The sequence below is a fragment of the Mesorhizobium sp. INR15 genome, from assembly GCF_015500075.1.
Classification (GTDB): domain Bacteria; phylum Pseudomonadota; class Alphaproteobacteria; order Rhizobiales; family Rhizobiaceae; genus Mesorhizobium.
The window spans coordinates 2,993,166-3,018,370 of sequence record NZ_CP045496.1 but is presented as its reverse complement, the minus strand read 5'-3'; the positions used below and the strand labels follow the sequence as shown (position 1 = coordinate 3,018,370).

Annotated in this window: 26 protein-coding genes; 3 read left to right on the top strand and 23 right to left on the bottom strand. The window is 62.7% G+C overall.

Features of this window, described 5'->3' with window-relative positions; translation table 11 throughout:
- Positions 1-26: 26 nt before the first annotated feature.
- The 19 genes from GA829_RS14635 to GA829_RS14545 form a co-directional block, all read right to left on the bottom strand.
- Positions 27-476 (bottom strand): DOPA 4,5-dioxygenase family protein, encoded by a 450-nt coding sequence (locus GA829_RS14635; protein WP_374940404.1) that lies wholly within the window; start codon positions 474-476, stop codon positions 27-29.
- Positions 477-494: 18 nt separating this feature from the next.
- Entirely contained in the window at positions 495-1,469 is a 975-nt protein-coding gene (locus GA829_RS14630) for a nucleoside hydrolase (RefSeq protein ID WP_195179168.1), read from the bottom strand.
- A gap of 180 nt (positions 1,470-1,649) precedes the next feature.
- Positions 1,650-1,988, bottom strand: a complete 339-nt coding sequence (locus GA829_RS14625) for a slr1659 superfamily regulator (RefSeq protein WP_195179167.1) — start codon at positions 1,986-1,988, stop codon at positions 1,650-1,652.
- 105 nt (positions 1,989-2,093) lie between these two features.
- Positions 2,094-3,434 (bottom strand): IS1182 family transposase, encoded by a 1,341-nt coding sequence (locus GA829_RS14620; protein WP_195174571.1) that lies wholly within the window; start codon positions 3,432-3,434, stop codon positions 2,094-2,096.
- Positions 3,435-3,491: 57 nt separating this feature from the next.
- Positions 3,492-4,052, bottom strand: a complete 561-nt coding sequence (locus tag GA829_RS14615) for a slr1658 superfamily regulator (RefSeq protein ID WP_195179166.1) — start codon at positions 4,050-4,052, stop codon at positions 3,492-3,494.
- Between the two features lie 2 nt (positions 4,053-4,054).
- Positions 4,055-6,421 (bottom strand): SpoIIE family protein phosphatase, encoded by a 2,367-nt coding sequence (locus GA829_RS14610; protein ID WP_195179165.1) that lies wholly within the window; start codon positions 6,419-6,421, stop codon positions 4,055-4,057.
- Positions 6,418-7,596, bottom strand: coding sequence for a class I SAM-dependent methyltransferase (locus tag GA829_RS14605; RefSeq protein ID WP_195179164.1), 1,179 nt, complete (start codon positions 7,594-7,596; stop codon positions 6,418-6,420). The genes GA829_RS14610 and GA829_RS14605 overlap by 4 nt, the downstream gene beginning before the upstream one ends.
- Positions 7,593-8,114 (bottom strand): ubiquinone biosynthesis methyltransferase UbiE, encoded by a 522-nt coding sequence (locus tag GA829_RS14600; RefSeq protein WP_195179163.1) that lies wholly within the window; start codon positions 8,112-8,114, stop codon positions 7,593-7,595. Before GA829_RS14600 ends, GA829_RS14605 begins: the two co-directional genes overlap by 4 nt.
- A gap of 177 nt (positions 8,115-8,291) precedes the next feature.
- Positions 8,292-9,956 (bottom strand): putative bifunctional diguanylate cyclase/phosphodiesterase, encoded by a 1,665-nt coding sequence (locus tag GA829_RS14595; RefSeq protein WP_195179162.1) that lies wholly within the window; start codon positions 9,954-9,956, stop codon positions 8,292-8,294.
- A 603-nt stretch (positions 9,957-10,559) separates the two neighbouring features.
- Complete coding sequence (locus GA829_RS14590; protein ID WP_195179161.1) at positions 10,560-11,543, bottom strand: branched-chain amino acid ABC transporter permease; 984 nt, start codon at positions 11,541-11,543, stop codon at positions 10,560-10,562.
- Between the two features lie 4 nt (positions 11,544-11,547).
- Positions 11,548-12,444, bottom strand: coding sequence for a branched-chain amino acid ABC transporter permease (locus GA829_RS14585; protein ID WP_195179160.1), 897 nt, complete (start codon positions 12,442-12,444; stop codon positions 11,548-11,550).
- A 2-nt stretch (positions 12,445-12,446) separates the two neighbouring features.
- Positions 12,447-13,157 (bottom strand): ABC transporter ATP-binding protein, encoded by a 711-nt coding sequence (locus tag GA829_RS14580; protein WP_195179648.1) that lies wholly within the window; start codon positions 13,155-13,157, stop codon positions 12,447-12,449.
- Complete coding sequence (locus GA829_RS14575; protein WP_195179159.1) at positions 13,150-13,887, bottom strand: ABC transporter ATP-binding protein; 738 nt, start codon at positions 13,885-13,887, stop codon at positions 13,150-13,152. The genes GA829_RS14580 and GA829_RS14575 overlap by 8 nt, the downstream gene beginning before the upstream one ends.
- Positions 13,888-14,135: 248 nt before the next feature.
- Positions 14,136-15,344: an amino acid ABC transporter substrate-binding protein gene (locus tag GA829_RS14570; protein WP_195179158.1), complete on the bottom strand. Its 1,209-nt coding sequence runs from the start codon at positions 15,342-15,344 to the stop codon at positions 14,136-14,138.
- A gap of 69 nt (positions 15,345-15,413) precedes the next feature.
- Positions 15,414-15,803: a nuclear transport factor 2 family protein gene (locus tag GA829_RS14565; protein WP_195179157.1), complete on the bottom strand. Its 390-nt coding sequence runs from the start codon at positions 15,801-15,803 to the stop codon at positions 15,414-15,416.
- A 17-nt stretch (positions 15,804-15,820) separates the two neighbouring features.
- Entirely contained in the window at positions 15,821-16,615 is a 795-nt protein-coding gene (locus tag GA829_RS14560) for a MoaF C-terminal domain-containing protein (RefSeq protein ID WP_195179156.1), read from the bottom strand.
- Positions 16,616-16,647: 32 nt separating this feature from the next.
- Positions 16,648-17,436: an SDR family NAD(P)-dependent oxidoreductase gene (locus GA829_RS14555; RefSeq protein WP_195179155.1), complete on the bottom strand. Its 789-nt coding sequence runs from the start codon at positions 17,434-17,436 to the stop codon at positions 16,648-16,650.
- Between the two features lie 190 nt (positions 17,437-17,626).
- Entirely contained in the window at positions 17,627-18,214 is a 588-nt protein-coding gene (locus GA829_RS14550) for a YceI family protein (protein WP_195179154.1), read from the bottom strand.
- A 32-nt stretch (positions 18,215-18,246) separates the two neighbouring features.
- Positions 18,247-19,146, bottom strand: coding sequence for a hypothetical protein (locus GA829_RS14545; RefSeq protein ID WP_195179153.1), 900 nt, complete (start codon positions 19,144-19,146; stop codon positions 18,247-18,249).
- 207 nt (positions 19,147-19,353) lie between these two features.
- Between GA829_RS14545 and GA829_RS14540 the strand changes: the two genes are divergently transcribed.
- Together GA829_RS14540 and GA829_RS14535 are read left to right on the top strand one after the other, a co-directional pair.
- Positions 19,354-20,856: an aldehyde dehydrogenase family protein gene (locus tag GA829_RS14540; RefSeq protein ID WP_195179152.1), complete on the top strand. Its 1,503-nt coding sequence runs from the start codon at positions 19,354-19,356 to the stop codon at positions 20,854-20,856.
- 4 nt (positions 20,857-20,860) lie between these two features.
- Positions 20,861-22,456, top strand: coding sequence for a GMC family oxidoreductase (locus GA829_RS14535; protein WP_195179151.1), 1,596 nt, complete (start codon positions 20,861-20,863; stop codon positions 22,454-22,456).
- A 16-nt stretch (positions 22,457-22,472) separates the two neighbouring features.
- On the opposite strand, the gene GA829_RS14530 is transcribed toward GA829_RS14535, so the two are convergent.
- Together GA829_RS14530 and GA829_RS14525 are read right to left on the bottom strand one after the other, a co-directional pair.
- Entirely contained in the window at positions 22,473-22,673 is a 201-nt protein-coding gene (locus GA829_RS14530) for a hypothetical protein (RefSeq protein ID WP_195179150.1), read from the bottom strand.
- 54 nt (positions 22,674-22,727) lie between these two features.
- Positions 22,728-22,967: a hypothetical protein gene (locus GA829_RS14525; RefSeq protein WP_195179149.1), complete on the bottom strand. Its 240-nt coding sequence runs from the start codon at positions 22,965-22,967 to the stop codon at positions 22,728-22,730.
- Between the two features lie 141 nt (positions 22,968-23,108).
- Between GA829_RS14525 and GA829_RS37310 the strand changes: the two genes are divergently transcribed.
- Positions 23,109-23,828, top strand: coding sequence for a CatB-related O-acetyltransferase (locus tag GA829_RS37310; protein ID WP_308462335.1), 720 nt, complete (start codon positions 23,109-23,111; stop codon positions 23,826-23,828).
- A gap of 23 nt (positions 23,829-23,851) precedes the next feature.
- Here the strand turns inward: GA829_RS37310 and GA829_RS14515 are convergent, their stop codons facing one another.
- Both GA829_RS14515 and GA829_RS14510 read right to left on the bottom strand, forming a co-directional pair.
- Positions 23,852-24,361: a hypothetical protein gene (locus GA829_RS14515; protein WP_195179148.1), complete on the bottom strand. Its 510-nt coding sequence runs from the start codon at positions 24,359-24,361 to the stop codon at positions 23,852-23,854.
- Positions 24,362-24,373: 12 nt separating this feature from the next.
- Entirely contained in the window at positions 24,374-25,204 is an 831-nt protein-coding gene (locus GA829_RS14510; RefSeq protein WP_195179147.1) for a class I SAM-dependent methyltransferase, read from the bottom strand.
- Position 25,205: the final 1 nt, after the last annotated feature.

Below are 25,205 nucleotides of genomic sequence, written 5' to 3'. Positions count from 1 at the left end.
GCGCCGGAGGCTAGCGTCAGGACCTTCTATGCCGGCATGGACGGATCGGTGTTGGGAGGCAGCGCCTCTTCCGCCTCATGATCGTCGGGCAGGACCTCGCCGTTCACGTTTTCGGGCCGGCCTATCCAGATCGGATCGATCAGATGATCGCGCCGGGGGTTCGTCGTATTGGGGTGGACGAGGATGCTGAGGCCCCGGTGGTTCAGCATCAGCCACGGAACGAGGGAAGCGAAAACCTCGTTCGCGAACGAGACCTGGTACATCGCCTGGTCATGCGGCCCGACCTTTTGATCGTGCCAATTGCCCAGTCGCACACGGAAGCGTTCGCCGATGCGATCCCGCAGCCATTCGGCATGCTGCCGCTCGGTTTGCCCATCGTAGTAGATATGGGCGTGATAGCTGGCAATCTCCGCCAGCGGTCTTGGATTGATGGTGTCTTCGTTCATTTCATCACCTCCCTCGTGGATCGCGGCCATTGGCCGGAGCAACCTCAATCACACCTTCTGGCGGTTTAGCCGCTCAAGCGCATCGACGATCAGGTCACAGAATTTCGGATGGTCGAGCTTCATCGCCACGGTGTGGCGGAAATCGACCTGCTCGCCCGCCGTGCCGCCGAAATGATGCATGCCGCCCATCTTCTCGAAATTGCAGACTGTCATGCCCTTGGTCCAGCGGCCGGCAAGCTCGACGCGGATATCGGCCTTCTCGGTGGTGAAGACGGTCGGGTCGATCATCGCCGCGACACAGCAGGCGTCATGGATTGCGGGATACTCGATCTGCAGGAGGCCGCCATGCGTGGTCGCGATGAACTCCCAGATGTCGAGGATGAACTTGGCCATCGGGCCGCCGACCGCGCGCACCCTGTCCTGCAGGTCCGGAGTGGCCAGCGCCTGGTGCGTCAGGTCGAGCCCGACCATGGTGACGTCCCAATCGGCGCGGAACACCACATCGGCGGCTTCCGGGTCGCCATAGACGTTGAACTCCGCCGCGGGCGTGATGTTGCCGCGCGTGTAGGCTCCGCCCATCGCGACAACCCGCTTCACCCGCCCGATGATGCGCGGATCCTTGCGGGCGGCTAGCGCGATGTTGGTGTAGGGACCGACCGGCACCAGCGTGACGGTCTTCGGCTCATGCGCCATGACGGTGTCGATGATGAAGTCGACGGCATGCCGCTTGTCGAGATCGAACGACGCGGGCGGCAACACGGGGCCGTCGAGCCCGGTCTCGCCATGGATCTCGACGGCCAGCACCTGGTCGATGATGAGCGGACCTGGAGAGCCCTTCGCCACCGGCACCTTGATGCCATAGGCGGTGCACACGGAAAGCGCATTGCGTGTGGTGTTCTCGACGTTGTGATTGCCCGAAACCGTCGTGATGCCGAGGAGATCGATGTTCGGATTACCCGCCGCCAGCAGAATGGCGATGGCGTCATCATGCCCAGGGTCGCAGTCCAGGATGATTTTTTCCATGATGGCACCTCTCTCGTCGGCGGATTCTGCCGGAACAAGAGACCGCCGCGCCGGCGCAGTCAAGGTTTTGGTGCCAACCGGCTAGGGCGGCCCCGCCCCTCCGAAGATCTCACAGCGCCGCGTGCACGCCGGCCACCAGGCTGCGTCGCGGCAGTCCCCAGGCCAATTTCGATCGCCTGATCAGTCCATCAAAAGCACCAGAGCGGGATGCAGTTTCTTCAGGTTCGGCAATGATTTCGATTGCCAGGGTATGTCGGGCGTTCCGCGCACGACGAGCCGAACATCGGGATGCTTGCGCACCTCGATGGTAAACTTCGCCAGCAGGTTGATGCCGGAAGAATTGAGGAACTGAAGGTTCTTCAGGTCGAGCGTGATGGAAGCGGGATTTGAGGCAAGAACATTGGTCGCCAGGGCCGTGATGGGCGCACCGGCTTCGGAACTGGCAAGCCGCATGGCACCATCGAAGAAAATATCGCTTCCTTCAACCCACACGCGGTATTCGTCGGTCTTGATTTCCATAGCCGGGCTTCGTTCCATCTAGGAGCCCGTCCAGTTAGCGTTCCGGTCGGGTTCATTTCATTAGATAGTCTGATTGCGACAGGCTCTCGGGTGACGATAGCCTGGTCAGGAGGCCCTGAGGAGGCTTCCCAGCTTCACGAGGTTGTGGGCGGTGCAGATAATCGCCCATTCGGCACGCACGTTTGCCAGTCCCCGCAACAGGAACTGGCGGAAGCCGCGTGCCTGCTTGATCTGCCCGAACACCGCCTCCACGATCTGCTTTCGCAGTCGGTAGGGGGTCTCGAAGCCGCCGTCGGCGATCTTTTTTCTCATTGCCTGTGTCAACGGTCCGCCGCCCTTGCCGTTGTCGGCGGTGGGGTGTTTGGCGCGTCCGGTGGCGATGTAGCCATCGATCCCGCGTTGGTCGAGGCTGGCGAGGTTGACTTCGCTCAGATAGCCGCTGTCAGCGGACGCTTGCTCCGGTTTGCGGCCGAGATTGGCTTGGATGCCATCGACCAGCGGCACCAACTGGCCATAGTCGCTCGTGCTCGGCGTCAACCCGTGTGCAACGATGATCTGCGCTTTGCCGTCGACGGCCGCCTGCGCGTTATAGCCCTGGATGAAACCATCCTTGGTTTTGAGAATGCGGCTTTCAGGATCGGTGAAGTTGCGCTGGGCCTTCGCGGCGGGCTCGTCGGATGGCGCAGCCGCGGGCTTGCCGGTCTTCTTGCGGCCCTCGGCCTCGCGGCTCTTCTGCTTCTCGGCCTCGATGCGGCGCTCCTCGTCGGCCGCGGCCTTCGCCTCGGCCTCCAGTTCAGCCTTGGCCTGGGCGATCCTGGCGATCCGCCTCTGTTTGTCGGCGACCCAGCCGGGCAGTTCGTCACCTCGTTTGTTGCCGTGCAGCTTGTCCTCTTCGGCATCCGCCGCCTCAGCGGCGGCCAGCCAGCGATCGACCTCCGCCTGCAACTCGGCTTGGCGCTTCTTCATGTGCTGATAGCTCATCGCCTTGTGTTTGGACGCGTTCGCCTTGATCTTGGTGCCGTCGAGCGCGACATGCCCGAGCCGCACCAGCCCGGCCTTCTCGGCCAGCTTCAACACCTGCACGAACAGCCCGGCCAGCTGTTTGAGGTGCCGCTTGCGGAACTCGGAAATGGTACGGAAATCCGGCGCATCCAGCGCCGCGATCATCATGAAGTCGGCGCGCTCAACGCACGCCTTGGCGATGCGCCGGGAGGAATAGAGGCCGCTCGCATAGCCGTTGAGCAGCAGCGCCACCATCAGCCGCGGATCGAACGGCGGCTGGCCAAGCGCACTCCTATAGCTGCTGGTAATCTCGCTCAAATCGAGGCTCTCCCGCACCAGATCCACGATGAACCGTGACAGGTGGTCCCTCGGCACAAAATCCTGCACGCTCGGCGGCAACAACTGCGGCTGATCAATCTTCCACGCGCGAAAATGCTTGCTCATGGTCGCAATTAGAATCAGACTCGTGCCCAATTGAACAGCGACTACTCGGACAGGCTCCTAGTTGTGAGTTTGCGAGATCGGAATGGAGGCATATGTCTCCACGCAGATCCGGTCGCTTTGGTCGGCGGGGCTGAATATCCAAGCCAGGCGTGCGCCATAGTCGCTCATCAACGTCAGCAATCCCAGCCCCGAGCCTCCCACGTCGGGGTTCGCGGCATTCGCTTCAATGCGCTCTATCAACAGGTCGCTGGGGTCGCCAACCGTGATGGTCGCCAGGAGATTTTGGAACCCGGACGCGGTTTCACCATCGACATCATTCGAAACCTTGATCTTGAAGCATCCTGAATCCATCGATGCCTCTATCACGATCTCACCTGGCGCCCGAAACTTGACGGCATTTTCGATGAGTTCGTTGACCAGATATCCGATGCTGTGCCGCGCTTCCCTGTAGTCATTACGGGAAGATTGGAAACGCAACGCGAAAAGATCGGCGATGAAGTCCGCGGTCGTCGCACAATGACGCCAGCTCAAGTCGAGGGGCCCGTCGTACAGCCGCACGCGACTGGCGCTTTCCATCATCCCGATTGCAAGCTCAGGGGTACCGAACAGCGTGGTCATTCCTATCTGTGCCTTATGATCACGAGGGTGATGTCGTCGTGGATCTTCTGGATTCCGATGTGAGCCATGAGATCCTCGATAATGCCTGTCTTGATTTCCTCGGCGCTCTCGCCTTGACGTTTTCGCGCGCTCTGGCAGAGCCGCTCGAACCCGAACAGCTTCTTGTCTTTGTCTTCAGCCTCGGTCACACCGTCGGTGTGCAGCACGATCACGTCGCCGCGGCTAAACAGGATGTCACGAGTGGCGATGAACTGCGAGATGTCATTCTCAAGACCAACCGGCATGCCCAGATCGATCGTATCGATGCGTTCCACGCCCCCATCCGCACGCACGACGAGAACGTCCTCGTGTTGGCCTGACAGCGTTACCCGCTCATTCTCAAAGTCAAGAAAGGCCAGCGAGAGATGCTTGTTGGTATTGGTGCGCTCGATGTTCTTGTAGATCGCCCGGTTCAGCCGATCCAGAAACTGGTGCGGATTCCCCTCGCTGGTTTCCTGCAGCGCGCGTGCCACGGATTGGACCATCAGCATCAGCACGCCGCTCTCAAGACCATGACCGGTCACATCGCCAATGCCGATCTTGACCCGTGACCCGTTCTGAAGGACGTCGTAATAGTCACCGCCGACCTCGTCGGCCGGCCGCATATAGGCTGCGATCTCCAACCCGGGGATCGCCGCGAGTTCGGAGGCTTTCGGCAGGACCATCATCTGGATCTGCTTGGCAACAGCGAGCTCGGCGCCGAGGCGGACGTTCTCGTCCCGCAACTTTTCGTTGAGCGCGGATATTTCCTGATTTGCGTCGCCGAGCTCCCTGGTTCGCTCATCGACGAGTTGCTCGAGATTCTCCGTGTGGAAGCTGATCTGCTCAGCCATCCGGTTGAAGGCGATGCCCGCCGCTCCGACCTCGTCGCGCGTCGGAATGCTCACGCGGACTGAATAATCCTTGGACTGCAGCCGCTGGGCAGCGCTGGCAAGCGCCCGGAGGCCCGCGGTGATCCGCTTCGAAATGCCGAGCACGGCCGCGAAGACAATCAGAAGCGAGACAGCGATCGCCGCGATCTGAAACAGCAGGATACGATTGGTCGCGCGAGAAATACTCTCCTGCGCGGCGAACAGGGATGCATAGATCTCCCGTTCGGGGACGACGATTCCGACCGACATCGTTTCGGACTTGACCGGTCCCGAACTCCACAGGTTGGTCGGCTTCAATCGCTTGAGGACAACAATATAGGGGACGCGTTCGCCCTTGTCGTTGAGCATGATATGCTGAATGACACCGTCATTGTTCCGGTCGAGAGGCAGCGTCGCGATAGCGGGCTGTGCACTCCCCCGCAGGGACCTCTCCAGGCCGGTGACGCCCTGCGTGCCCGCATCGTTCGATGCCGTCAGGCCGATAATCGCCTGGCCCGCCGGATTGATCGCGACCACGTTGCCGTTCGACATCGTCAGGAAGCCGAAGCCGGTTTCAGCGATCTTCACCCTTTCGACGACCTCCGCGAGCTGGTCGAGAGTGATATCCGCACCCGCCGTGCCGGCGACATCGGTGCGATCGCGCGTCCACAGCGGGTGGAAGAAGCTGACGATCAGCTTTCCCGTAATCGCATCGGTGTAAGGCGCTGTCTGGGTAATGTCGTCGGGGGCCGGACGTGAGGCCGGATCCTTGGCCCATTGCTGCCATGAGCCATAGATTCCCGGAAAGAAGAATTCCCAGAATTCCGACTTGTTGTGGCCGGGATAGAGCCGGTCGAAGGTTTGTGCCTGATCCGTATACGGCACCGTCCTGAAGATCGGCCGTTCTTTTGGACCAATATAGTACATCTGCAGTTTGGACGCCCCGCTGGCCATGAGAGTCGGCGCGACGAGATCGATCACGGTGCTGTTTTCTATCTCCTGCTGAACGCCCGGCAGCGGACTGTGGTCGGCGCCCAGCAGGTAGCCCCAGACGCTTACCACGGAAGGCGCGCCCGGCAGGTTCTGCGCCCAATCGCCCCGCGCATCGTAGGCGAGCTTGACGGAGCCGGGCGCCTCTTGCGAAAGCGTCGCTCCGACCTGCTGCTGCCTCTTTGGATCGTCGATCTGGACCTGCAACACGCCGGCCAGCGCCTTGACGTCCCCATGCACCCGATCGAGCAGCAGGTCGACGCTCAACGCTGTCGAATCGGCATAGGAGCGAATGTATTCCTGGTTCGCGGTCGTCAGGCCTTCACCGACTTCCGATGTGGCGTCGCGCGACAGCTTCTGAACGTTCCAAAGCGCCAGGCCCCCGCTCAGCAGGAGGTCGAACAGGACCGCGCCGCCAACGACCAATACGAATTTCGCTCGAAAGGAGCGCATGCCGAAGCGCGGCGTCGCCTCATTGTCGGCTTTCATTGCGGCCGCCGCCCCGATGCGACCCAGATTGGCCAACCGGCATAGCCCTTGGGGTGAAGTGCCGCGAAAATGTGGTCCTGGAAGCCCTGCCGGAACCGTTCGACGAATTCCGGTCCGTCACCGCGTCTGGCCGCCATCTCGCCCGCATAGACATCAGACCAGGCTTCAATGACATCGGCGAAGTCCTGCGGGTCGCCGTCCAGGTTGGTGACCATGAAGGACTCGACACGTATATCCTCGAAGCCGGCTTCAAGCAGGTATCGCCTGCTCTTGGGTCCAAGCTCGACGTCCATCTCGAAATGCGCGAACAGCTTCGCCACCTCGTTATAGGTCCAGTTGATGCTTTCGGAGCGCGGCTCGCCGAGGCAATGCGAATTCTTCTCGTTGGTGATGTAGACCCGCCCGCCTGGCTTGCATATGCGGTAGAGTTCCTTGAGGATCAGTTCAGGCCGATTGAAGATCTGCAGGGAATGCCGGCAGGTGACGAGGTCGAACTGGGCTTCGTCGAGCAGCATCTCCGACGCATCGCCATAGGTATATTCGATGCCCCGGATATCGAACTCCCGCATCACGCGCCGGGCGTAGCTGAGGCTTGTCATGGAGTGGTCCAGAGCGACGATCCGCGATGGCTGGAACTCCTTTTGCACGAGCACGGCGAAATCACCGATCCCGCAACAGATGTCGGCCATGACGATCCCGGGCCGCATGCCATGTCGCGGAAGGATCGCGCGCTCGTGGCGCCAGGTCATCTTTGTCTGTGTGCGCAGGATCGGAACGAACCCGCCCTCCTCCAGGAAGCCCTGCCCCGGATAGAATTCGCTGTCATACTCCTCGACCGTGATGTTCGGTTCGATCCCGCTCAAGCGCCCGAATTTTCGCGAGGTCCATCCCACCACGCTTGATGTGATGACGACGAATTTGAGATCGGGCCGCGCACGGCAGGCATCAAGGATGATCCTCGAAAAGGCATGAAACGCGGCGTTGTTCATCTGCGTCAGGCGTCTGACATTGACGTAAAGAACGCCGCGCACACGACCGATCGCATCGCGAAGCAAGGCTATGCTGGACCCGAGATCATCGGCGGTCTGCGGCCGGACCACTCCCGATATGGAGAACTCCTGGTTGTTCGCGTCGTATTGCGCCTTGAAGCGCGGGTGAAGGTCATAAGGGCTCAATTTCGCAAGCCTTCAAGCGGAAGATCAACGACAAGCCTGATTGCATCACCGGCTGCTTCCTCGACCCTGAAAGTCGCGTTGTAGTCGACGGCAAGCTCCAGCAGCACGACCTCCCGGCTGGGCGCGAGATCACCAGACACCGAGCTGAGGTATCGCTCCCTGGCCTCGAATCCCGCGACTTGCGACACGGCCTCCTGGTAGAATTGGCGATCCCCCGGCACGCAGGGGAATGTCAGCTCGATCCTGTCCGTGGCGCCATGGCGAGACACCCTGCATGCCAGGTCGCCGCCGGCATGGCGCGTACGAAATGCGACTTCCAGCAGTTCGTTCAAGGCCGAGGAAAAGAGATTTGAGTGCCGGACCGAGTCCGACCTGTTCTGACTGATCATGCGGGCCATGTATGTCGAGACGTAATCGCAGTGTCTCCAGGCGGAGACGAAAGCCTTGATCTCCATGTCGACCTGGATCGTGGGTTCAAAAGTCGGCTCGCCAGCCAGTTCATGTTGAACAGGTCCCATCGGCATGCTCCCTTGTTCCATCAGCATTGAGCCCTGGCAGGGCGATGAACGCCGAGGCGGAAAATCTCACCACGCCCGGTCATGAGTCAGTCTCGCACGGACTGAAAGGATTGCGCGGTATCTGCCTCGATGGCCCCTGCTAATCTCGACTTCACCGTTAACAAAGGGTGCAAGGCGCTAGACCGCCCGATTTGATTCCTCCATCGCTCTCACAACCCTCAGTGGGGACCGCCCGATGAAATCATTGGTTGCCTCGACGCCGAGTGGCCGCCCCAGGAAATTGCCTTGCAGGGAATCGCAATTCTCCTTGATCAGCCACCGTGCCTGCGCCGACGTCTCGACCCCCTCGGCGGTAACGCTTATTCCCAGGCCATGCGCCAGATTGATGATTGACCGCACGATCGTTTGGCTTTTGAGGTCGGTCTCCAGGTCCGTGATGAAGTATTGGTCGATCTTCAATGTGTCGAACGGGAAGTTCTTGAGGTAGCTCAGCGACGAATAGTACGTTCCGAAATCATCAAGCGATATTCGTATTCCCAGTACGTTCAACGTGTTTAATGTATCGATGTTGTCGATCGTCTTCTCAAGAAGAACCGTCTCGGTGATCTCAAGCTCAAGCCGATCAGCAGGAATTCCAACCGCGTCGATGATCTGGGCAATCGTGTCCGTCAGCGAGCTGCCCAGGAACTGCGCCGGCGACAGATTCACCGCGACTGTCAGCGAGGAAGGCCAGGTCAATGCCTGGCGGCAGGCTTCCTCGAGCACCCATCGGCCAATCTCGTCCATCAAGCCGTCGGCTTCGGCGATCGGGATGAACACGCTGGGAGGAATGATGCCGATCTCGGCGTGCCGCCAGCGCAGCAGTGCCTCGAAACCGATCACCGACGAGGGCGGCCGGATCAGGGGCTGATACTCCAGAAAGAGCTCGCCGCGCTCCAGCGCGGTTCGAAGGCTGCGCCTCAGATTCTCGCGCTGCTCGAGCAGCAGCAGCATCGAACGGTTGAATATCCGAGCGCAGCCGCGTCCATCCGTCTTGGCTGAGTAGAGAGCAATGTCAGCCGCTTTCATCAACTGCTCGCCATCCGTGCCGTGTTCCGGCCCGAACGCAATTCCAATACTCGAGCCGACAAAGACGGGGATGCCGTTGATGATGAACGGTTGCTTGAACGCTTCGATGAGCGATCCGGCGAGGCGCTCGGCCTCTGCTGGCTGCTCTTTTCCCAATTGAATGACAGCGAACTCATCGCCGGCATACCGGTACGCGGACTCGCCATCCCGCAGCGCGTCGCGGATACGACCCGCCGCGAGTTGAAGCAGCGTATCGCCTGCTCCATGGCCGAGCGTGTCGTTGACCGCTTTGAAATCGTCAAGGTCGATCTGCAGCAGGGCGGCTTTCAGCTTTGGCTCGCCAAGGGCCGCCAGCGCTTGCTGCAGCCGCTCGCCAAATCGCCGCCGGTTCTGCAGGCCGGTCAGCACGTCATGCGTCGCCTGATGGAGCAGAGTTACATGCTCTTGCTCCTCGGCGACGCTCCGTTCACCGCGCGCCCGTTTTTCGATGATTCCCACACCATTGGCGGAGGCGAAAACGAAAACGGACCGCGGCGCTTCGCCCGATGATCGCGGCAAATCGATGCTTGCCGGCGCGCCACCGTGGAACACACGAAGAAATTCGTCGCGAACCCTCGCATCGAGGAAACCAGGGTAGATCTCCCAAACGGCGGCACCCGGCGTCACCGCGTCTCCGTACACGCCTTTGAACATGGTCGCGTAATGCGTCAGGCAGAATTCGCGGTCGTAGAATGACAGAAGCTCGGTTGTGTGTGCCAAAAGGTCGGCGAGCAACGCTTCGCCGAGACGTGGAACATCGCTTGGGGAAGACCCCTCACGCTCCGGGTCGACGCCTGATGCGTCTTGATGCAATAGCCACCTCCATAGGCGGTGCGAATCCACGTCCCCCAGTCCAGAAGTAGCATAACCGTCAGGCTTGGCAAACGTTCAACGCGGGGTCTTAACAAGTGACGTATGCGGCGTAGTTGCAATGTATGCTCCGCCGTGATTGCAGCCGGAAAAGACGAACAGTCCAAGTTGGTTAACAAATTGTTAATTGTAAGATTTACTTACACGATCCATGGCTTGTTTGGCGCAATACGCACCTCGGCCTGCGATTGGAGTAACATTAACCAAGCGCTTGAATACCTGACCTGTTCGACCGATCTTGAGATTTGTCATGGATCGCGCCGATCTATGTCAGTGGCCGCTTACAGGAGCGCTCAATCCACACATGCAGGGTGGCGGAAACTGATCGGGAACGAGCGGCTGCTTGCCGGCTATCTTTCCGGGCAGACGGATCTCTTGCGGCCAACCGCGGTCATTTCGACGCGGCTGGCCTCCTTGGGACACTCAATGCCATCGTCAATCCGTTGATTGAGTGCCGCCCAATCCGTGTCACGCCCGTACCCTGCCGCCAAAACTCCGCATCAGCCCCTTCGGCAGGAACAGCATCGCCAGGATGATCGTCAGGCCCGAGATCACCGGGTGGTAATCCGGCACCACGATGCGCGCGAGGTCGAACACCGCGTACATGACGAAGGCGCCGAGGATGGGCCCAAGCAGCGTGCCGGTGCCGCCCACCACGGTCATCATCAGCGGCAGCAGCATCCAGTCGAGGTCGAACACGGAGTCGGGGCCGACATGGAAGAGGTAGTAGGTATAGAGGCTGCCGGCGATGCCGGCGATGAAGGCGCTTCCGGCGAAGGCGGCGACCTTGACCCTGAGCGTGTCGATGCCGTTGGCCGAGGCCGCCATCTCGTCGTCGCGTACCGCGATCAGCGCCAGACCATAGCGCGAGCGCATCAACAAGCGGATGGCCAGCGCCACGCCCACCATCAGGCCCAGCCCGACCAGATAGTGCGGCAGCAGCGTGTCGAACGTGCTGGCCGGCGCGACGACGCCGAAGGCGCCGCCGGTGAAGTCGCCACCATTGATGAACATCACCTTGACGATCTCGCCGAAACCCAGCGTGCCCAGCGCGAAATAGTCGCCGCGCAGTTTGGACAGAAGCGGCATGCCGATGATGATCGCGGCAAGTGCCGCGACCAGGCCGCCCAGCACCATGGTCACCGGGTCGAAATAATAGATGCGCGGATAGGCCTCGTAGAGCGAGCCCCAGAGGTAATTGCCGCTCCACAGGATGGCGGTCGTATAGGCGCCGAGCCCGAAGAAGGCGTGATTGCCGAGGCTGATCTGGCCGCCAAAACCGGCCACCAGATTCCAGCCCTGCGCCATGATGGCGTAGATGAAGACGAAGAACAGGAAGGAAAAGGCATAGGAGTCGATCGCCCCCGGCAGCAGCGGCAGCAGCACCAGCGCGGCGACGACGAGGACGGCGACCCCCGTCCAGATTTGTTTCGGCCAGGTTTGCTTCAACATGGCCTCACGCCTTCTTGTAGGGCCGGCTGAACAGGCCTTCCGGCTTGAACATCAGCACGGCCAGGAACACGCCGTAGGCGATGGCGTTGGTCCAGCCGCCCGAGATGAAATACTGCACATAGGCCTCGATCAGCCCGAGCAGGATGCCGCCGGCCAGCGCGCCGGCGACATTGCCGATGCCGCCCAGCGCCAGCGCCACCAGCGCCTTGAGGCTGAAGATGAAGCCGGCGAAGGGGTTGAACGGAAATGTCGTCGCCACAGCCACGCCGGCTGCCCCTGCCAGCGCTATGCCGATGGCAAAGGCAATGGCGTTGACGCGGTGCGGGCTGATGCCCATCAGCGTCGCCGCCTCCATGTCCTCGGAAGCCGCGCGCACCGCCTTGCCGACCAGCGTCTTGCGCAGGAACAACACCACCAGCCCGGTGCCGGCAAGCGCGATCAGGAAGCCCATCGAGCGCGTGAACGAGGTGCGCACGCCGAGAATCTCGATACCGCTTGCCGTATAGGAGGTGACGACGGCGGCGGTGTTGCCGCCCCAGATCACCGTCATCAGGTTCTGGATCAGGAACATCAGGCCGACCGCGATCAGCAGCGAGATGTTTCGATCCTCTGCCGCTGCCGCCCTGCGGAACAGGCCTTGGTACATCAGCCAGCCAACGCCAAGCCCGACCGGCACGACGATGAGCAGCGACAGGAACGGGTCGATGCCAAGGCCGTAGAACAGAGCCCGAACGAAATAGGCGGCGAGGATGATCATCGCGCCCTGCGCCAGGAAGATCAGCCGCATGGTGCCGAAGATCAGGCTGAGGCCGACGGCGGCAACGCCGTACATGGCGCCGCCCAGCGCGCCGTTGAGCGACAGTTGCAGCAGGATATCTGGAGGCGGAATGTTGAATGTCATGGCTACTCCAACACGCCCATATAGGCCTTCTGGATTTCGGGATCGGCGAGAAGGTCGGCGCCTGTGCCTTGCATGGCGAGTTCGCCTGTCTTCAGCACGAAGGCATAGTCGGCGACCTTCAGCGCCTGGTGGATGTTCTGCTCGACAAGCAGGATGGTGACGCCCTGCTTGTGCAAGGTCTCGATCAGTGAAAACATCTGCTGCACCACGATCGGGCTGAGCCCCAGCGAGGGCTCGTCGAGGATCAGCAGCGACGGGTCCGACATGGTGGCGCGCGCGATAGCCAGCATCTGCTGCTCGCCGCCCGAGAGCGACCCCGCCTTCTGCCCTGCCCGCTCCTTGAGGCGCGGGAAAAGCGTGTAGGCCTTTTCCAGCGACTGCTTGAAATGCTTCCGCACCTTGGGCTGGAAAGCGCCAAGCTCGAGATTTTCCAGCACCGTCATCTGGCGGAACAGGCCGCGCCCTTCCGGCACATGGGCAATGCCCATGCTGGCGATCTCTTCCGGCGCCTTGCCGGCCAGCGGCACGCCGGAGAGAAAAATCTCGCCGCGCTTCGGCTTCAGCAGGCCGGAAACGGTTTTCAAAAGCGTCGTCTTGCCGGCGCCATTGGCGCCGACAATGGCGACGATGGTGCCGGGGTCGACATGGATCGACACGCCCCACAGGGCGCCGACGTCGCCATAGGCGACTTCCAGTTTGTTCACTTCAAGCAGCCGGTTCGCCAAGATAGGCCTCGATGACTTTGCGGTTGGCGACAATTTCGCGGGGCGTGCCGTCGGCGATCTTCTCGCCGTGGTCGAGCACGATCACCCGGCTGCACACTTTCATGATGGCATCGACCTTGTGCTCGACCCACAGGATCGAAACGCCTCGTTCGCCGCGCACCCGGCGGATGACGTCGACCATGCGCTGGATCTCGGTCGGGTTGAGCCCGGCCATCGGCTCGTCGAGCAACAGCAGCGACGGGCAGGACGCGACCGCCCTGGCGATCTCCAGCAAGCGCCGGTCGGACAGCGTCATGTGCGCGGTCCTGATGTCGCGCTTGGCGGTCAGGCCGACCAGCTCGAGCGCTTCTTCGGCAGCAGTGGTGGCATGCTTCACCCGGCCGCCGGCGCCATAGACCGCGCCGACCATGACATTCTCGAAAGCCGTCATGGTCAGGAACGTGCGCACCAGCTGGAACGTGCGCGCGATGCCGAGGCGGCAGATGCGATGCGGCGCCGTGCCGGTGATATCCTTGCCCCGAAACCGGATCGATCCTTGCGTCGGCGTGTAGATGGCGGTGATGATGTTGAACAGCGTCGACTTGCCGGCGCCGTTGGGGCCGATCAACCCGATCAGTTCGTTGGGACCAACGGCGATGTCGATGTTGTTGAGGACGACAAGCCCTCCAAAGCGTTTCTGGACCGCTTCGAGGCGAAGCAACGTCTCGTCCGGCTGCATCGTGTTTCCGTTCTCCATGTCAGTAGACGGGCGGGGTCAGGCGGGTCAATGGACAGGCGGGTGCCCGGCTTCGCAATCAGGCACCCGCCTCCCCCCTGCGCGACCCCCTCGCGTCGGGGGCGTCTGGATCAGTTCGCGATCAACCGGGCAGTGATCCAATCGTCCATGCCCGGTTGATCAGCGTCCCGTCGTTTAGCGCCAGTTGATCAGCGCCAGTCGGTCAGCGCCAGTCGGTCAGCGCCAGTTGGTCAGCGCTTGTCCCAGGCCGGCGCCGGCTTGTAGGTCCAGGTGCCATTCGGGAAGATCAGCTGGTGCTTGCCTTGCCACCATTGCGTGGCGACGCTGGGGATCAGGGCAAAGCCGGTCTGGTCGAACTTGAGATCGCCGACGACCGTGTCCTTGAACTCCTGGTTGAAGATCGCGTCATGCAGCGCATCGGCATCGGTGGAGCCGGCCTTTTCGATCGCCTGCGCCAGGACCTGTGCGTTGGCGTAGAAGGCGCCGACCGTCACCGAGTCCTTCTTGAACTCGGCTTCGTAGCGGTCGCCGAGGCTCTTGGCGCCGTTGTAGGGGTAGCTCGCCGACCAGAAGCCGTCGGTCATGATATAGTCCGAATCCGCCCCAAGCGCCTCATGGAACTCACCCGTCCAGGTGCCTTTCCAGCCATGCAGGTATGGCACGCTGAAGCCGAGCTCCTTCATCTGCCGCAAGAGCGTGATCGTGTCGGCTGGTGAGCCGAACACCAGCATGGCGTCGACATTGGCGGCCTTGAGCTTGGTGATCAGAGCCGAATAATCGGTGGCGCCGATCGCCCATGGATCATCGACCGCGAACGTGTAGCCGTATTTCTTGGCCGCCGCCTCGAAGGCGCCGCCAAAGCCCTTGCCGTCTGGCGAATCCTCGGAGACCAGCGCCGGGTTCTTCGGCTTCTCATTGGCCGGCAGCTTGTCCCAGATCTCGAACGGCACTTCGGCGCCCGGGCCCGGATGGAAGAAGAACAGGGCCGAATATTTCAGCTTCAACGGCTGCCATTCGAATGGGAAGGCCGTCGTGATCATGTAAAACTTCTTGTACTTCTCGGCGACGATGGCGCCGGCGATGTTCATCGGCCCGGAATGGGTCGACAGCAGCGCATCCACCTTCTGCACCTTGATCAGGTTTTCCAACGCCGAGGCGACCTTGCCTTCCGAGCTTTCATCGTCGGCGACCACGAGGCGCACTTGCAGCTTCTTGCCGGCCGACTTGACCATGATGCCGCCGGCCTTGTTGATGTCGGCCACGGCCTGCTCATAGGCCCATTTCTGCTCCTTGCCGTCACCGGCCAGCGGGCCGGTCAAGGAGATCGGCGCGCCGATGACGATCTCGTCGCCGGCGGCATTGGCCGCCCCCATGCTGCCGACCTCCAGCGCGGTCGACAGCACCAGGCCCGCCATCATTCCTTTCAGACAGATTCCCATTTCATCCTCCTCCCAGGTTTTCATCGGGCGGACGGCGAAGCGCCGGGCCCGCATGCACGTGCCGACGCCTCAAACCGTCGCCGCGGCGACCAGCTTGGTGTCGGTAAACTGCTCGAAGCGCACGGCCTTGCCGTCCGCCATGTCCCAGACATGGACGACGCGCGCCGCCATGGTCTTGCCGGTCTTGCGGTAGACGCCGGAGTAATTGCCGAGGCCGACGATTGTGGTGCCGCCATCGACCAGTCTTTCGAGCGTGAACGAGTAGCCTTCCCACTCCTCGCCGATGCGCTTGAAGACGCCTGATATGATGGCGTCAGGGCCGACATAGGTGCCGGCATAGGGAAAGCCGGCCATCTCGGTCCAGGCCGTCTTCTCGGTGATCGGCGCCATCATCGCCGCGAGATTTCCGACGTCGGAACCGGCGTAGTGCGCCTTGATGGCTTCGTAATTGATGTTCATGACGTTCTCCCGCGCGCTCAGACCGGCGCCTTGTCCTTGTCGTAGGAGGCTCTGGATTTCTTCTCGATGAAGGCGCCGGCGGGCTTGTTCTCGATCTTGCCCTGGCTGGTCACGCCGAGGAATTTCCCGGTCGAGTGCATGACGTCCCAATTGTAGAAGAACAGCGACGCGACCGGGATGATGAACTCGCGGAAGCCGAACACATACTGGTTCTCGGCGAACTTCCAGGTTGTCGCCAGGTCGACATCGCCATGGCCGCGCTGGATGCCGACAAGGTTCTGCCAGGCATAGCGCTCCGAGGAGAGATAGATGTGCTCGTAGACGTGGTTAGGGCTGTATGTGTAATGCGCGGTCAGCCCGATCAGGTCGCGGGTCGGCGCCGGCTCAATGCTGGTTGGCGGCATCGATGGATCGCCAAGCACACCCGCCGACCAGACCTGCGATACGCGCGGTTCGCCGGGCGCCTCGCTGGCGTCGCGCACCCGTTCGCGCACCGACAGCACGCGGCGTGTGGTCGTGTTGACGATGAAGGCTTCGTCCTCGGCCGAGCGGGCGGCGAAAGTCATGTTGATGAAGAACACGTTGGAGGCGACTTCCAGCGCCTCGTACCAGTCGGCGCCGGCATCACTGCCTTCGCTCCAGGCCACGGTGTCGGCGGCGGTGAAGGCCAGGTCGATGGTGCGGCCGGTGTTCAGCGTGATCTTGAAGGTCTGGCCGCGCAGCGCGCCCGTCGTCGGCAGCCGGTTGGTGGCGATACCGGCGGCGAAGTCATCGAAATGCTTCCAGTCGGTCGGCCTGTTCTGGTCGTTCATTCTACTCTCCACATCGATCGGCAAAAGCCGGATCAGTCCACAAAAGCCAGCGTCGGCAGGTCGACCACGGTGGCGCCGCCATCGACGGTCAGGATCGAACCGTTCATCATCGCCGCCTCGGGCGACGCGACGAAACAGATGACGTTGGACACTTCTTCCGGCGTCGCCGGACGGCCGAGCGGCACGTCCTTGGTCACCAGCCGGTAGGCCTCGTCGATCGAGCCCAGCCCGTGCTTCTCGACGATCACTTCCATCTGCTCGTCGGCCATGTCTGTCGACACCCAGCCCGGGCAGATGATGTTGGTGCGCACGCCCTGGCGGCCATAGTCGCGCGCCAGCGATTTGCCGAAGCCGACGCAGGCATGTTTCATGGTGACGTAGCCGGCGGCTTCCGGTCCGGCGAACAGGCCGGCGATCGAGGCGATGATGACGATGTTGCCCTTGCGAGCGATCAGGTCGGGCAGGCACTCGCGGGCGCAGACGAAGGCGGTGTCGAGATTGCTGCGCGTCGCCAGGCTCCAAGTCTCGTCGCTCATCGAAATGGTCGGCCCGACGCCGTGGCCGCCGGCATTGGCGACCAGGATGTCGACCGGTCCGATTTTCTCATGCACTTCGGCCAGCGCGGCGCGCACGGCTTTCGGGTCAGCGGCATCGCCCTGCACCACCAGCCCGCCAATGTCCTTGGTGACAGCTTCAAGCGGCTCGCGCCGCCGGCCCATCAGCACCACCTTGGCGCCATCGGCGGCCATGCGCCGCGCCACTGCGGCACCGATGCCCGTGCCGCCACCCGTGATGAAAACCGTCTTTCCCGAAAATCTCATTGCATGTCCCGAATATTTGTCCTGATTGCCAGGCACGCCGACCACGGCCCGATCCTCGATAGGGATAGTGCATTGCCGGCCGCGCGTCGTCTTGTCCGAGGAGGAACTTTGTTTTGACTGAGCGCGCACTTCGCCGCGTGCCGGGAGACGTGCCGCGCGTCCCTGGGCGCGCGGCACTTTTTCGAGGCGCCTATTTCTTGATTGCTTCGAGATCGATGACGATCTCGACATCCGGTCCAAGGCCGAAGCCGGCAGCCGCCTTCGCCATCGGAAAATCGGCGGTGCTGACCTTGCCGGTGGCGGTGAACGCCGCCTTGGTCAGCGTCGCATCCCAAGGCGCCGGCGCCTCGTTGATGAGGGTCACGTCAAGCGTGATTTCCTTGGCAACGCCGCTGATGGTCAGGTTGCCGGTCACCTTGCCGGTCGTGTCGCTGACCTTCTCCACCTTGGTGCTCTCGAAAGAAATCTTCGGAAACTCCGCCGCGTTGAAGAAGTCCGGCCCCTTCAGGTCGCTGTCGCGCTGGTCGTAGGCGGTGTGAACCGAGCCGACATCGATCTCGGCCTTGACGCTGCTCTTCGAAGGATCGGCCTTGTCCATCACGATCGAGCCTGACGCGGCGTCGAACTGGCCATGCGCGATGCCATAGATGCCGTGCTTGATGGTGAAGGTGATCCAGCTGTGCTGGCCGTCGATCTCGAAATTGTCGGCATAAGCGCCAGATGCCAGCGTCGAAGCGCCGATGAAGGCAAGGGCGGCGATTGTGTTGCGTAGTCTCATGCTGGTCTCCCCAATCAGGTTGTTGTTGCAGGCTAGGAAAAGCCGAGGGCCGCGCCATGCGGCGCCCGGATGATGGCGATGAGCACGGCCAGGATCGCCGGAACGGCAATCAGCAGCCCGGCGAGGAGCGGCCGCAGCAGGGCGGCACCTGGAAGTACCCCCTCTAGGCGACCAGGTGACAGCGCGGCGATGAACAGCGGCAGCGGCGACAGCATCAGCGCCGCCGGATCGGCCTTGGGCGCCAGCAGCGCCACCTGGATCAGCGCCGTGGCGGCGGCGAAGAGGAAGAGAAATTCGACACCCTTGCCCCAGCCGATGGCAGGCCGGCCACGCAGTACGGCGAGATATTCAAAGAGGCACCAGCCGCCAGTCAGCGCCGCCAGCGACCCGAGCAATTGCCCGACGACGATGGACGCGCCGAGCACCGAGATGATGGCCCCGGCAAGCGACAGGCTGAGAACGGCGGCGGGTGCCAGGAACGGTTGCTCCGCTGACGCCGACGGCTCTGGCCGCATTGCCATCAGCACACCCGCCCCGGCTACAGTCAGCAGCCCGGTGATCAGCGCGGCGGCCATCGGCAGGTCGACGGGACCAGCCGCGATGCGCCGCCAGCCGAGCCAGGCGAAAGCAGCGACGATGGCAATGGTAGCGAACACACCGGCCCAGGGACCGTCCAGGCGGCGCTCGGCCAGCAGGCCGGCAATGATGCCGGCAGCGGCCAGATAGACCAGCTTCTGGCTGGCGGCGATCGGCGGAAAAGCCGGCGCACCGACTGTATCCCAATAGAGGAATAGCACCGCCGCGCCTGCGATCAGCACGGCAAGGACCGGCGCCTTCGCCGCGCCAAGCCGGACGAGTAGCGCGAACGCAATGCCGAGCAGCAGCGGTAGCGCCGCCGTGGTGACCATCGGATTGCCCAGAAACGCGCTCAACCGCCGCAGCCCTCCGATGTCGGTTCCTGATCGAACCGCCGGTCCGATCGCATTTCTCAATCTTGATTGGCCGCGTGCCGCGCGTCTTGTCCGAGCGGGAACTTTGTTTTGACTGAGCGCGCACTCGCGCTGTCAGGCGCTTGAACCGGGCCGGCCCGCTCCATAACCCTCGGCCCAATGTGTTCAGCAGCAGTCGAGGAGGATGGCGTGAACGAGAGAACTGTGCCGCCGATCAGTGCGGCGGCCGCCGCTTTCCTGTCGCGGTCGCACCGGCCCTTCATCAATGGCCGCTTTGTCGATGGCCTTGCCGGTGACGGCCTCGCCGTCGACGATTCCGCCTCGGGCGAGATCGTCGCCCGTGTGCCCGAAAGCGGCCCCGAGCTGGTCGACCAGGCGGTGCGCGCGGCACGGGCCGCGCTCGAGGGACCATGGGCATCGATGCGGCCGGTCGACCGCCAGAACCTGATGCTGAAGCTCGCCGATGCTGTCGAGGCCGACGCCGACCTTCTGGCCGAGATCGAAAGCATAGAGAACGGCAAGTCGCTGGGCGTAGCCCGCATGCTGAGCGCCGGCGGCACTGTCGACTGGCTGCGCTATTACGCCGGCTGGGCAACCAAGCTCGAGGGCTCTACCTTCCAGGTTTCCATTTCGGTCCCGCCCGGCGCCAAGCATCATGCCATGACCGTGATGGAGCCGGTCGGCGTCGTCGGCGCCATCGTGCCGTGGAACTTCCCGCTGCTGATCGGCGTGTGGAAGATCGCGCCGGCACTTGCCTGCGGCTGCACCGTGGTGCTGAAGCCGCCGCAGGAAACGCCGCTTGGGCTGCTGAGGCTGGCTGAGCTGATCGAGGCGGTGGATTTCCCGCCCGGCGTCGTCAACATCGTCACCGGCAGTGGCAGCATCACCGGCGAAGCGCTGATCCGCCATCCCGGCATCGACAAGCTGACCTTCACCGGCTCGACCGAGGTCGGCAAGCGCGTCGGCCATGCCGCGATCGACCGCGTCGCCCGCTTCACGCTGGAGCTCGGCTCGAAATCGCCGATGATCCTGCTCGCCGACATGGAGGAAGGCATCGAGCCACTGATTGCCGGGCTCGGCATGTTCTTCAACCAGGGCCAGGTCTGCACCTCGGCCTCGCGGATCCTCATCGAGAAGTCGATCTACGACCGCACGCTGGCACGCCTCGCCGAGATCGCCGATGGCATGACGATGGGTGCTGGCCGCGACGCGGAAGCCCAGATCAATCCGCTGGTCTCGGCCAAGCACAGGAAGAGCGTCGAGGGTTTTGTCGAGCGCAGCCTGGCCGCCGGTAGCGAACGGATCAGCGGCGCGCGGCCAGTGCCCGGCAAGGGCCACTACGTCGCGCCGACCATCCTGCACAATGTGCGCCCCGACATGGAGATCGTGCGCGAGGAAGTGTTCGGTCCCGTCGTGGCGGCAATGCCGGTCGCCGATCTCGATGAGGCGATCCGCGTCGCCAACGACACGCGCTACGGGCTGTCGGCCTCGATCTGGACCCGCGACATGGGCAAGGCGATGACCGCCATCCATGGCCTCAAGGCCGGCACGGTGTGGGTCAATTCGCACAACACGCTCGACCCCAACGCACCGTTCGGCGGCTTCAAGCAGTCCGGCATCGGGCGCGAGCATGGCCGCGCCGCCATCGACGGCTATCTCGAGACCAAGACCGTGATCATGCGCTACGCCTGAACAGATGAGCGGCACCTACGACTACATCATCGCCGGCGCCGGCTCTGCCGGCTGCACGCTGGCCAACCGGCTGGTCAATGCCGGCAAGCGCGTGCTGATTGTCGAGGCCGGCCCGGCCGACAACACGCGTTTCATCGACATGCCCGCCACCTTCGCCAAGGTGATCGGCACGGCGCGCAGCTGGATCTACGAATCCGAGCCCGAGCCGAGCGTCGGTGGCCGCAGGGTGCCGGTGCCGCAGGGCCGCACACTGGGCGGCGGCTCCTCGATCAATGCCATGCTCTATGTCAGGGGCCAGCCTGAGGATTACGATGGCTGGCGCGATCTCGGCTGCCCCGGCTGGGGCTGGGACGAAGTGCTGCCGGTGTTCAAGCGGCTGGAGCGCAACGAGCGCCTGGCCGGCGAACGCCATGGCACGACAGGTCCCCTGCCCGTTTCGGATGCGCGCCATCGCCATCCGCTGTCGCTGGCCTATGTCAAGGCCGCCCAGCAGGCCGGCTACGCCTTCAATGACGACTTCAACGGAGCCAGGCAGGAAGGCGTCGGCTTCTATCAGACGACGACGGCGAACGGGGAGAGACAGTCGGCGGCAAAGGTGTTTTTGAAGCCATTGGCTGGCAACGCCAACCTTACTGTCGTCACCGATGCGCTGGTCACCGGCGTGACGCTGGAGAATGGCGCGGCCAGCGGCCTCGCCTACACCACATCGGACGGGCAGAGCCATGCGGCAATGGCCAAGGCCGAGGTGATCCTGACCGCAGGCGCGCTGGCGACACCCAAGCTGATGATGCTGTCCGGGCTCGGGCCCGCCGAACATTTGAGCGAGCTCGGCATTCCCGTCATCCGCGACCTGCCTTCGGTCGGCCGCGACCTGCAGGACCATGTCGCCGCGCCCGTCTATGCACTGACGCGCCAGCCGATTTCGCTGCTCGGCGAGGACCGCGGCTTCAAGGCGCTGCGCCACGGCATTCAATACATGCTGTTCCGCACCGGCCTGCTCACCTCCAACGTGGTCGAGAGCGGCGGCTTCTTCGACACCGACGGCGATGGCCGGCCAGACATCCAGTTCCACGTCCTGCCGGTGATGATTGAAAGCGCCGAGCATGGCTCGATCGAACGGCACGGCATGGAGCTCAATCCCTGTGTGCTCAGGCCGAAGTCACGCGGCACCGTAGAACTGCGCTCACGCGACGCGGCGGATCCGATCCGTTTCACCACCGGCTTCCTGTCCGATGCGGATGACCTCGCCTTGCTGCTCGCCGGAATGAAGATCGCCCGCGCCATCCTGCGCCAGCCGGCGCTGCGGGCGGTCATTTCGGAGGAACTGTCGCCCGGCGACGCCGACGATATCTCGGACCAGGCAATCATCGACCACATCCTTGAGCACGCCAAGACGGTCTACCACCCTTGCGGCACCTGCCGGATGGGCACGGACGAAGCGGCGGTGGTCGATCACGAGCTGAGAGTACGCGGTGTGCCGCGCCTGCGCATCTGCGACGCCTCGATCATGCCGCGCCTGACCAGCGGCAACACCAACGCGCCGGTGATCATGATCGCCGACCGCTGCGCCGACTTCATCCTTGGCGTCGGGCGTCACTGATCACCTGTTGATCTGCTCAGACGTCGAGCGCGACCATGATGCCGCGCACCTCGGCCATTTCGAGCAGCAGGTCCAGCAGACTGTCATCCATCAGCGCCGCGCTGGTTCGCGACAAAAGCTCCGCGATGCTCTCCTTCATCGAAATGACGGCGGCGCCGGTTTTCTCGGAAAGCAATTGTCCGATGGCGTTGCGGATCAGGATGTCCTGGTCAGACATGGGGCAAATTATCTCCCGGCAGCATGGCTTGGGCTCAGAGGCGGCGGCCTGCAGTCAGGCTTGAAGGTCGCCCGCACGAGCGCCGGCCAGTGCCGGCCCCAGCACCGACAAGGATGGCAGAACCGACCAGTTGGCGGGCCTCAGCGCATCATTCACCGTCAACAGCGCGAGCGGCACCTGGTGCCGGTACATGCCGATGAATGTCTGTCCTTCGACAGTCACCGGCAGCCCGGTGAGCGTGTCGAAAATCGAGAACTTGCCCGTAGGCTCCTCCAGGATCTCAAATCGGTCCATGCAATGCCCCCTCACGCACAAATGAGCCTCCCAACGCGCATGTGTGCCGGAGGTTCCTTCGGTCCGGTACTTTTTACGTTGGAGTCCTACGGCGAATCCGCCTGCCTCCAACGCGGCTCGAAGAAATCCAGAAACGCACTGATGCCGCGCAAAGTTTCACGGCCATCCCCTTGCTGCATGGCAGCGTGGCTGCTCACTATTTCGCGCATCAAATCCGAGGTGTTGCTGGCCGTTCAGAGTTGCCCTAAGAGCTTTCAAATGTCGAGATTAGCAAGATGGCTGCGTGAGAATAACATTCTCGGAGAGAAGAACCCGTTGCCGATTGGTGTGACGGTCGGACGCCATACCTATGGCGTGACAAAGCGCACGGCTTATATGCCGTCCAAGGCTGCCCCCTTGAACATCGGCACTTTTTGCTCGATCGCCGGTGAAGTAGTCATCATGTGCGAGGGCAATCACGCGATCGATTGCGCGACATCCTACCCTCTTCACATCCAGTTGTTGAAAAAGCCGTCCCCGGTAGAGAATGGCGGCAAGCTCAGCGGTGTGAACATTGGCAACGATGTCTGGATCGGAATGCGGGCAACAGTATTGCCCGGCGTTAATATCGGTCACGGCGCCGTCATCGGAGCAAACGCCGTGGTCAGCAAGGACGTTCCGCCCTACGCGATTGTCGTGGGAAACCCAGCAAGAGTCGTTCGATATCGTTTCGCTGAGGAAACCATCGAGAAATTGCTGGCGATCCGCTGGTGGGATTGGGATGACTACAAGATCAAACGTGAGGCCGACGCGCTGACCGGCCCGATAGAAGGCTTTGTCGAGCGGCATTTCCAGCCGGACATCGGCATGAAAAACAGCTAGGCCTGATTACCGTGTCACGTTCATCAGCCTGATATGGCGCGCGCCACCTTGGGTTGCGGCCGCAGCAGCAGATAGAATGCGGCGGCGTGCGTGATCATTAACAGGGGCACATAGATGACCGGGATCGCGTAGGCAGCGCCGAGCTCCCCTGCCAGTTCAGGAAGGCCAAGCTGAACGCCGTGATAGTAATCGATGACGATGTCGACACTTCCGACGAGATTGAACGCGATGACGAGCGGCCAGAAGAGCAAGGGCAGACGTGCCGTCAGAAGCGCCAGCATGGCCAGCAGTCCGGTTGCGAAGTCGGCATAGGCGGCAAAGGCAGCGAAGCCGGCAGGCAGATGGGAGCCGACGACTCCCGGAAGGATGAACACAAGCCCGAAGAAGCGGAAACTGTGCAGCGTGGCAATGGCGCGCTGCGCATCGAGGCGGTCCATCGACCTGAGCCTGGGCCAGACATAGGCGCCGAAGCAAAGCAGCCATGGCACGTAGCCCAGGGCAAGATGCAGTTGAAAGATCGTTGCGGGTGACATCTTCGCCTCCTGTCATTCGTTGCCTGGAATGGCCTCGAAGATGGCGGTCAGAACGCCCAGCCTGCCTTCCGCCAGGCTTCGTCCAAGGTTGGCGGCAAGTCCCGCGAAGCCGGGCCCCATGACGACGCCGAGATTGAGCTGAGGGGGCAATCCCGACGCCCTCATCCGTGCGAACCAGGCCGTGGCTGCGTCAGTGTCGTCTTGCCCCACCAGCATGCCGAACCCCGCTTCCTCGACCCGCTCTCGCGTTTCAGTCGCGGTCAGCAAAAAGCTCTCGGCCTGACTTGGCGCCCAAGGAACGGGATAGTGCGGGTCGCCGCCTTTCCGCACCACGTCGAACGTGGCGAATCTTCCACCCGGCTTCAGCACCCGCCTGATCTCGCGATAGAGACCTGGCCGATCGGCGATGTTCATCGCCACATGCTGCAGCAACACGGCATCGAAGTGGCTGTCGCCGAACGGAAGCGCCAGTGCGCTGGCGGCCTCGAACGTCACGCGCCCACTCTGCCCCGTTCGCTCGGTCAGATAGCGCGCGGCCTCGACGAAGGGCTCGCTGAGGTCGACGCCCGTCACCCGGCAGCCATGGGTCGCGGCCAGGAAGCGGGCCGGCCCGCCAAGTCCCGATCCAACATCCAGGACCAAAGTGCCGGCCCCAATCCCGGCCAGTCCGGCAAGCTCGGCGGTAGCCGCCAGGCCACGGGTGTGGAACTGGTCAAGCCCGGCCAGTTGCTCAGGCGTCAGCCTCTGCTCCTCCGGTCCGAGCGCTGCCAGCGCCGCCCTGAGACGCTCGGTCAGGCCGGCCGCGCTGTAATGCGCGCGCACGCGGTCGAGATCATGTGTCATT

What these genes read in the sequence shown, in the direction of transcription:
- GA829_RS14590 (WP_195179161.1), bottom strand. Translation starts at nt 11,543, where the DNA reads ATGTTGAAGCAAACCTGGCCGAAACAAATCTGGACGGGGGTCGCCGTC.
- GA829_RS14555 (WP_195179155.1), bottom strand. Translation starts at nt 17,436, where the DNA reads ATGAGATTTTCGGGAAAGACGGTTTTCATCACGGGTGGCGGCACGGGC.
- GA829_RS14550 (WP_195179154.1), bottom strand. Translation starts at nt 18,214, where the DNA reads ATGAGACTACGCAACACAATCGCCGCCCTTGCCTTCATCGGCGCTTCG.
- GA829_RS14615 (WP_195179166.1), bottom strand. Translation starts at nt 4,052, where the DNA reads ATGACCACGCTGTTCGGTACCCCTGAGCTTGCAATCGGGATGATGGAA.
- GA829_RS14610 (WP_195179165.1), bottom strand. Translation starts at nt 6,421, where the DNA reads ATGAAAGCCGACAATGAGGCGACGCCGCGCTTCGGCATGCGCTCCTTT.
- GA829_RS14565 (WP_195179157.1), bottom strand. Translation starts at nt 15,803, where the DNA reads ATGAACATCAATTACGAAGCCATCAAGGCGCACTACGCCGGTTCCGAC.
- GA829_RS14635 (WP_374940404.1), bottom strand. Translation starts at nt 476, where the DNA reads ATGGCCGCGATCCACGAGGGAGGTGATGAAATGAACGAAGACACCATC.
- GA829_RS14510 (WP_195179147.1), bottom strand. Translation starts at nt 25,204, where the DNA reads ATGACACATGATCTCGACCGCGTGCGCGCGCATTACAGCGCGGCCGGC.
- GA829_RS14530 (WP_195179150.1), bottom strand. Translation starts at nt 22,673, where the DNA reads ATGTCTGACCAGGACATCCTGATCCGCAACGCCATCGGACAATTGCTT.
- GA829_RS14515 (WP_195179148.1), bottom strand. Translation starts at nt 24,361, where the DNA reads ATGTCACCCGCAACGATCTTTCAACTGCATCTTGCCCTGGGCTACGTG.
- GA829_RS14525 (WP_195179149.1), bottom strand. Translation starts at nt 22,967, where the DNA reads ATGGACCGATTTGAGATCCTGGAGGAGCCTACGGGCAAGTTCTCGATT.
- GA829_RS14585 (WP_195179160.1), bottom strand. Translation starts at nt 12,444, where the DNA reads ATGACATTCAACATTCCGCCTCCAGATATCCTGCTGCAACTGTCGCTC.
- GA829_RS14630 (WP_195179168.1), bottom strand. Translation starts at nt 1,469, where the DNA reads ATGGAAAAAATCATCCTGGACTGCGACCCTGGGCATGATGACGCCATC.
- GA829_RS14570 (WP_195179158.1), bottom strand. Translation starts at nt 15,344, where the DNA reads ATGGGAATCTGTCTGAAAGGAATGATGGCGGGCCTGGTGCTGTCGACC.
- GA829_RS37310 (WP_308462335.1), top strand. Translation starts at nt 23,109, where the DNA reads ATGCCGCGCAAAGTTTCACGGCCATCCCCTTGCTGCATGGCAGCGTGG.
- GA829_RS14560 (WP_195179156.1), bottom strand. Translation starts at nt 16,615, where the DNA reads ATGAACGACCAGAACAGGCCGACCGACTGGAAGCATTTCGATGACTTC.
- GA829_RS14575 (WP_195179159.1), bottom strand. Translation starts at nt 13,887, where the DNA reads ATGCAGCCGGACGAGACGTTGCTTCGCCTCGAAGCGGTCCAGAAACGC.
- GA829_RS14625 (WP_195179167.1), bottom strand. Translation starts at nt 1,988, where the DNA reads ATGGAAATCAAGACCGACGAATACCGCGTGTGGGTTGAAGGAAGCGAT.
- GA829_RS14600 (WP_195179163.1), bottom strand. Translation starts at nt 8,114, where the DNA reads ATGGGACCTGTTCAACATGAACTGGCTGGCGAGCCGACTTTTGAACCC.
- GA829_RS14535 (WP_195179151.1), top strand. Translation starts at nt 20,861, where the DNA reads ATGAGCGGCACCTACGACTACATCATCGCCGGCGCCGGCTCTGCCGGC.
- GA829_RS14620 (WP_195174571.1), bottom strand. Translation starts at nt 3,434, where the DNA reads ATGAGCAAGCATTTTCGCGCGTGGAAGATTGATCAGCCGCAGTTGTTG.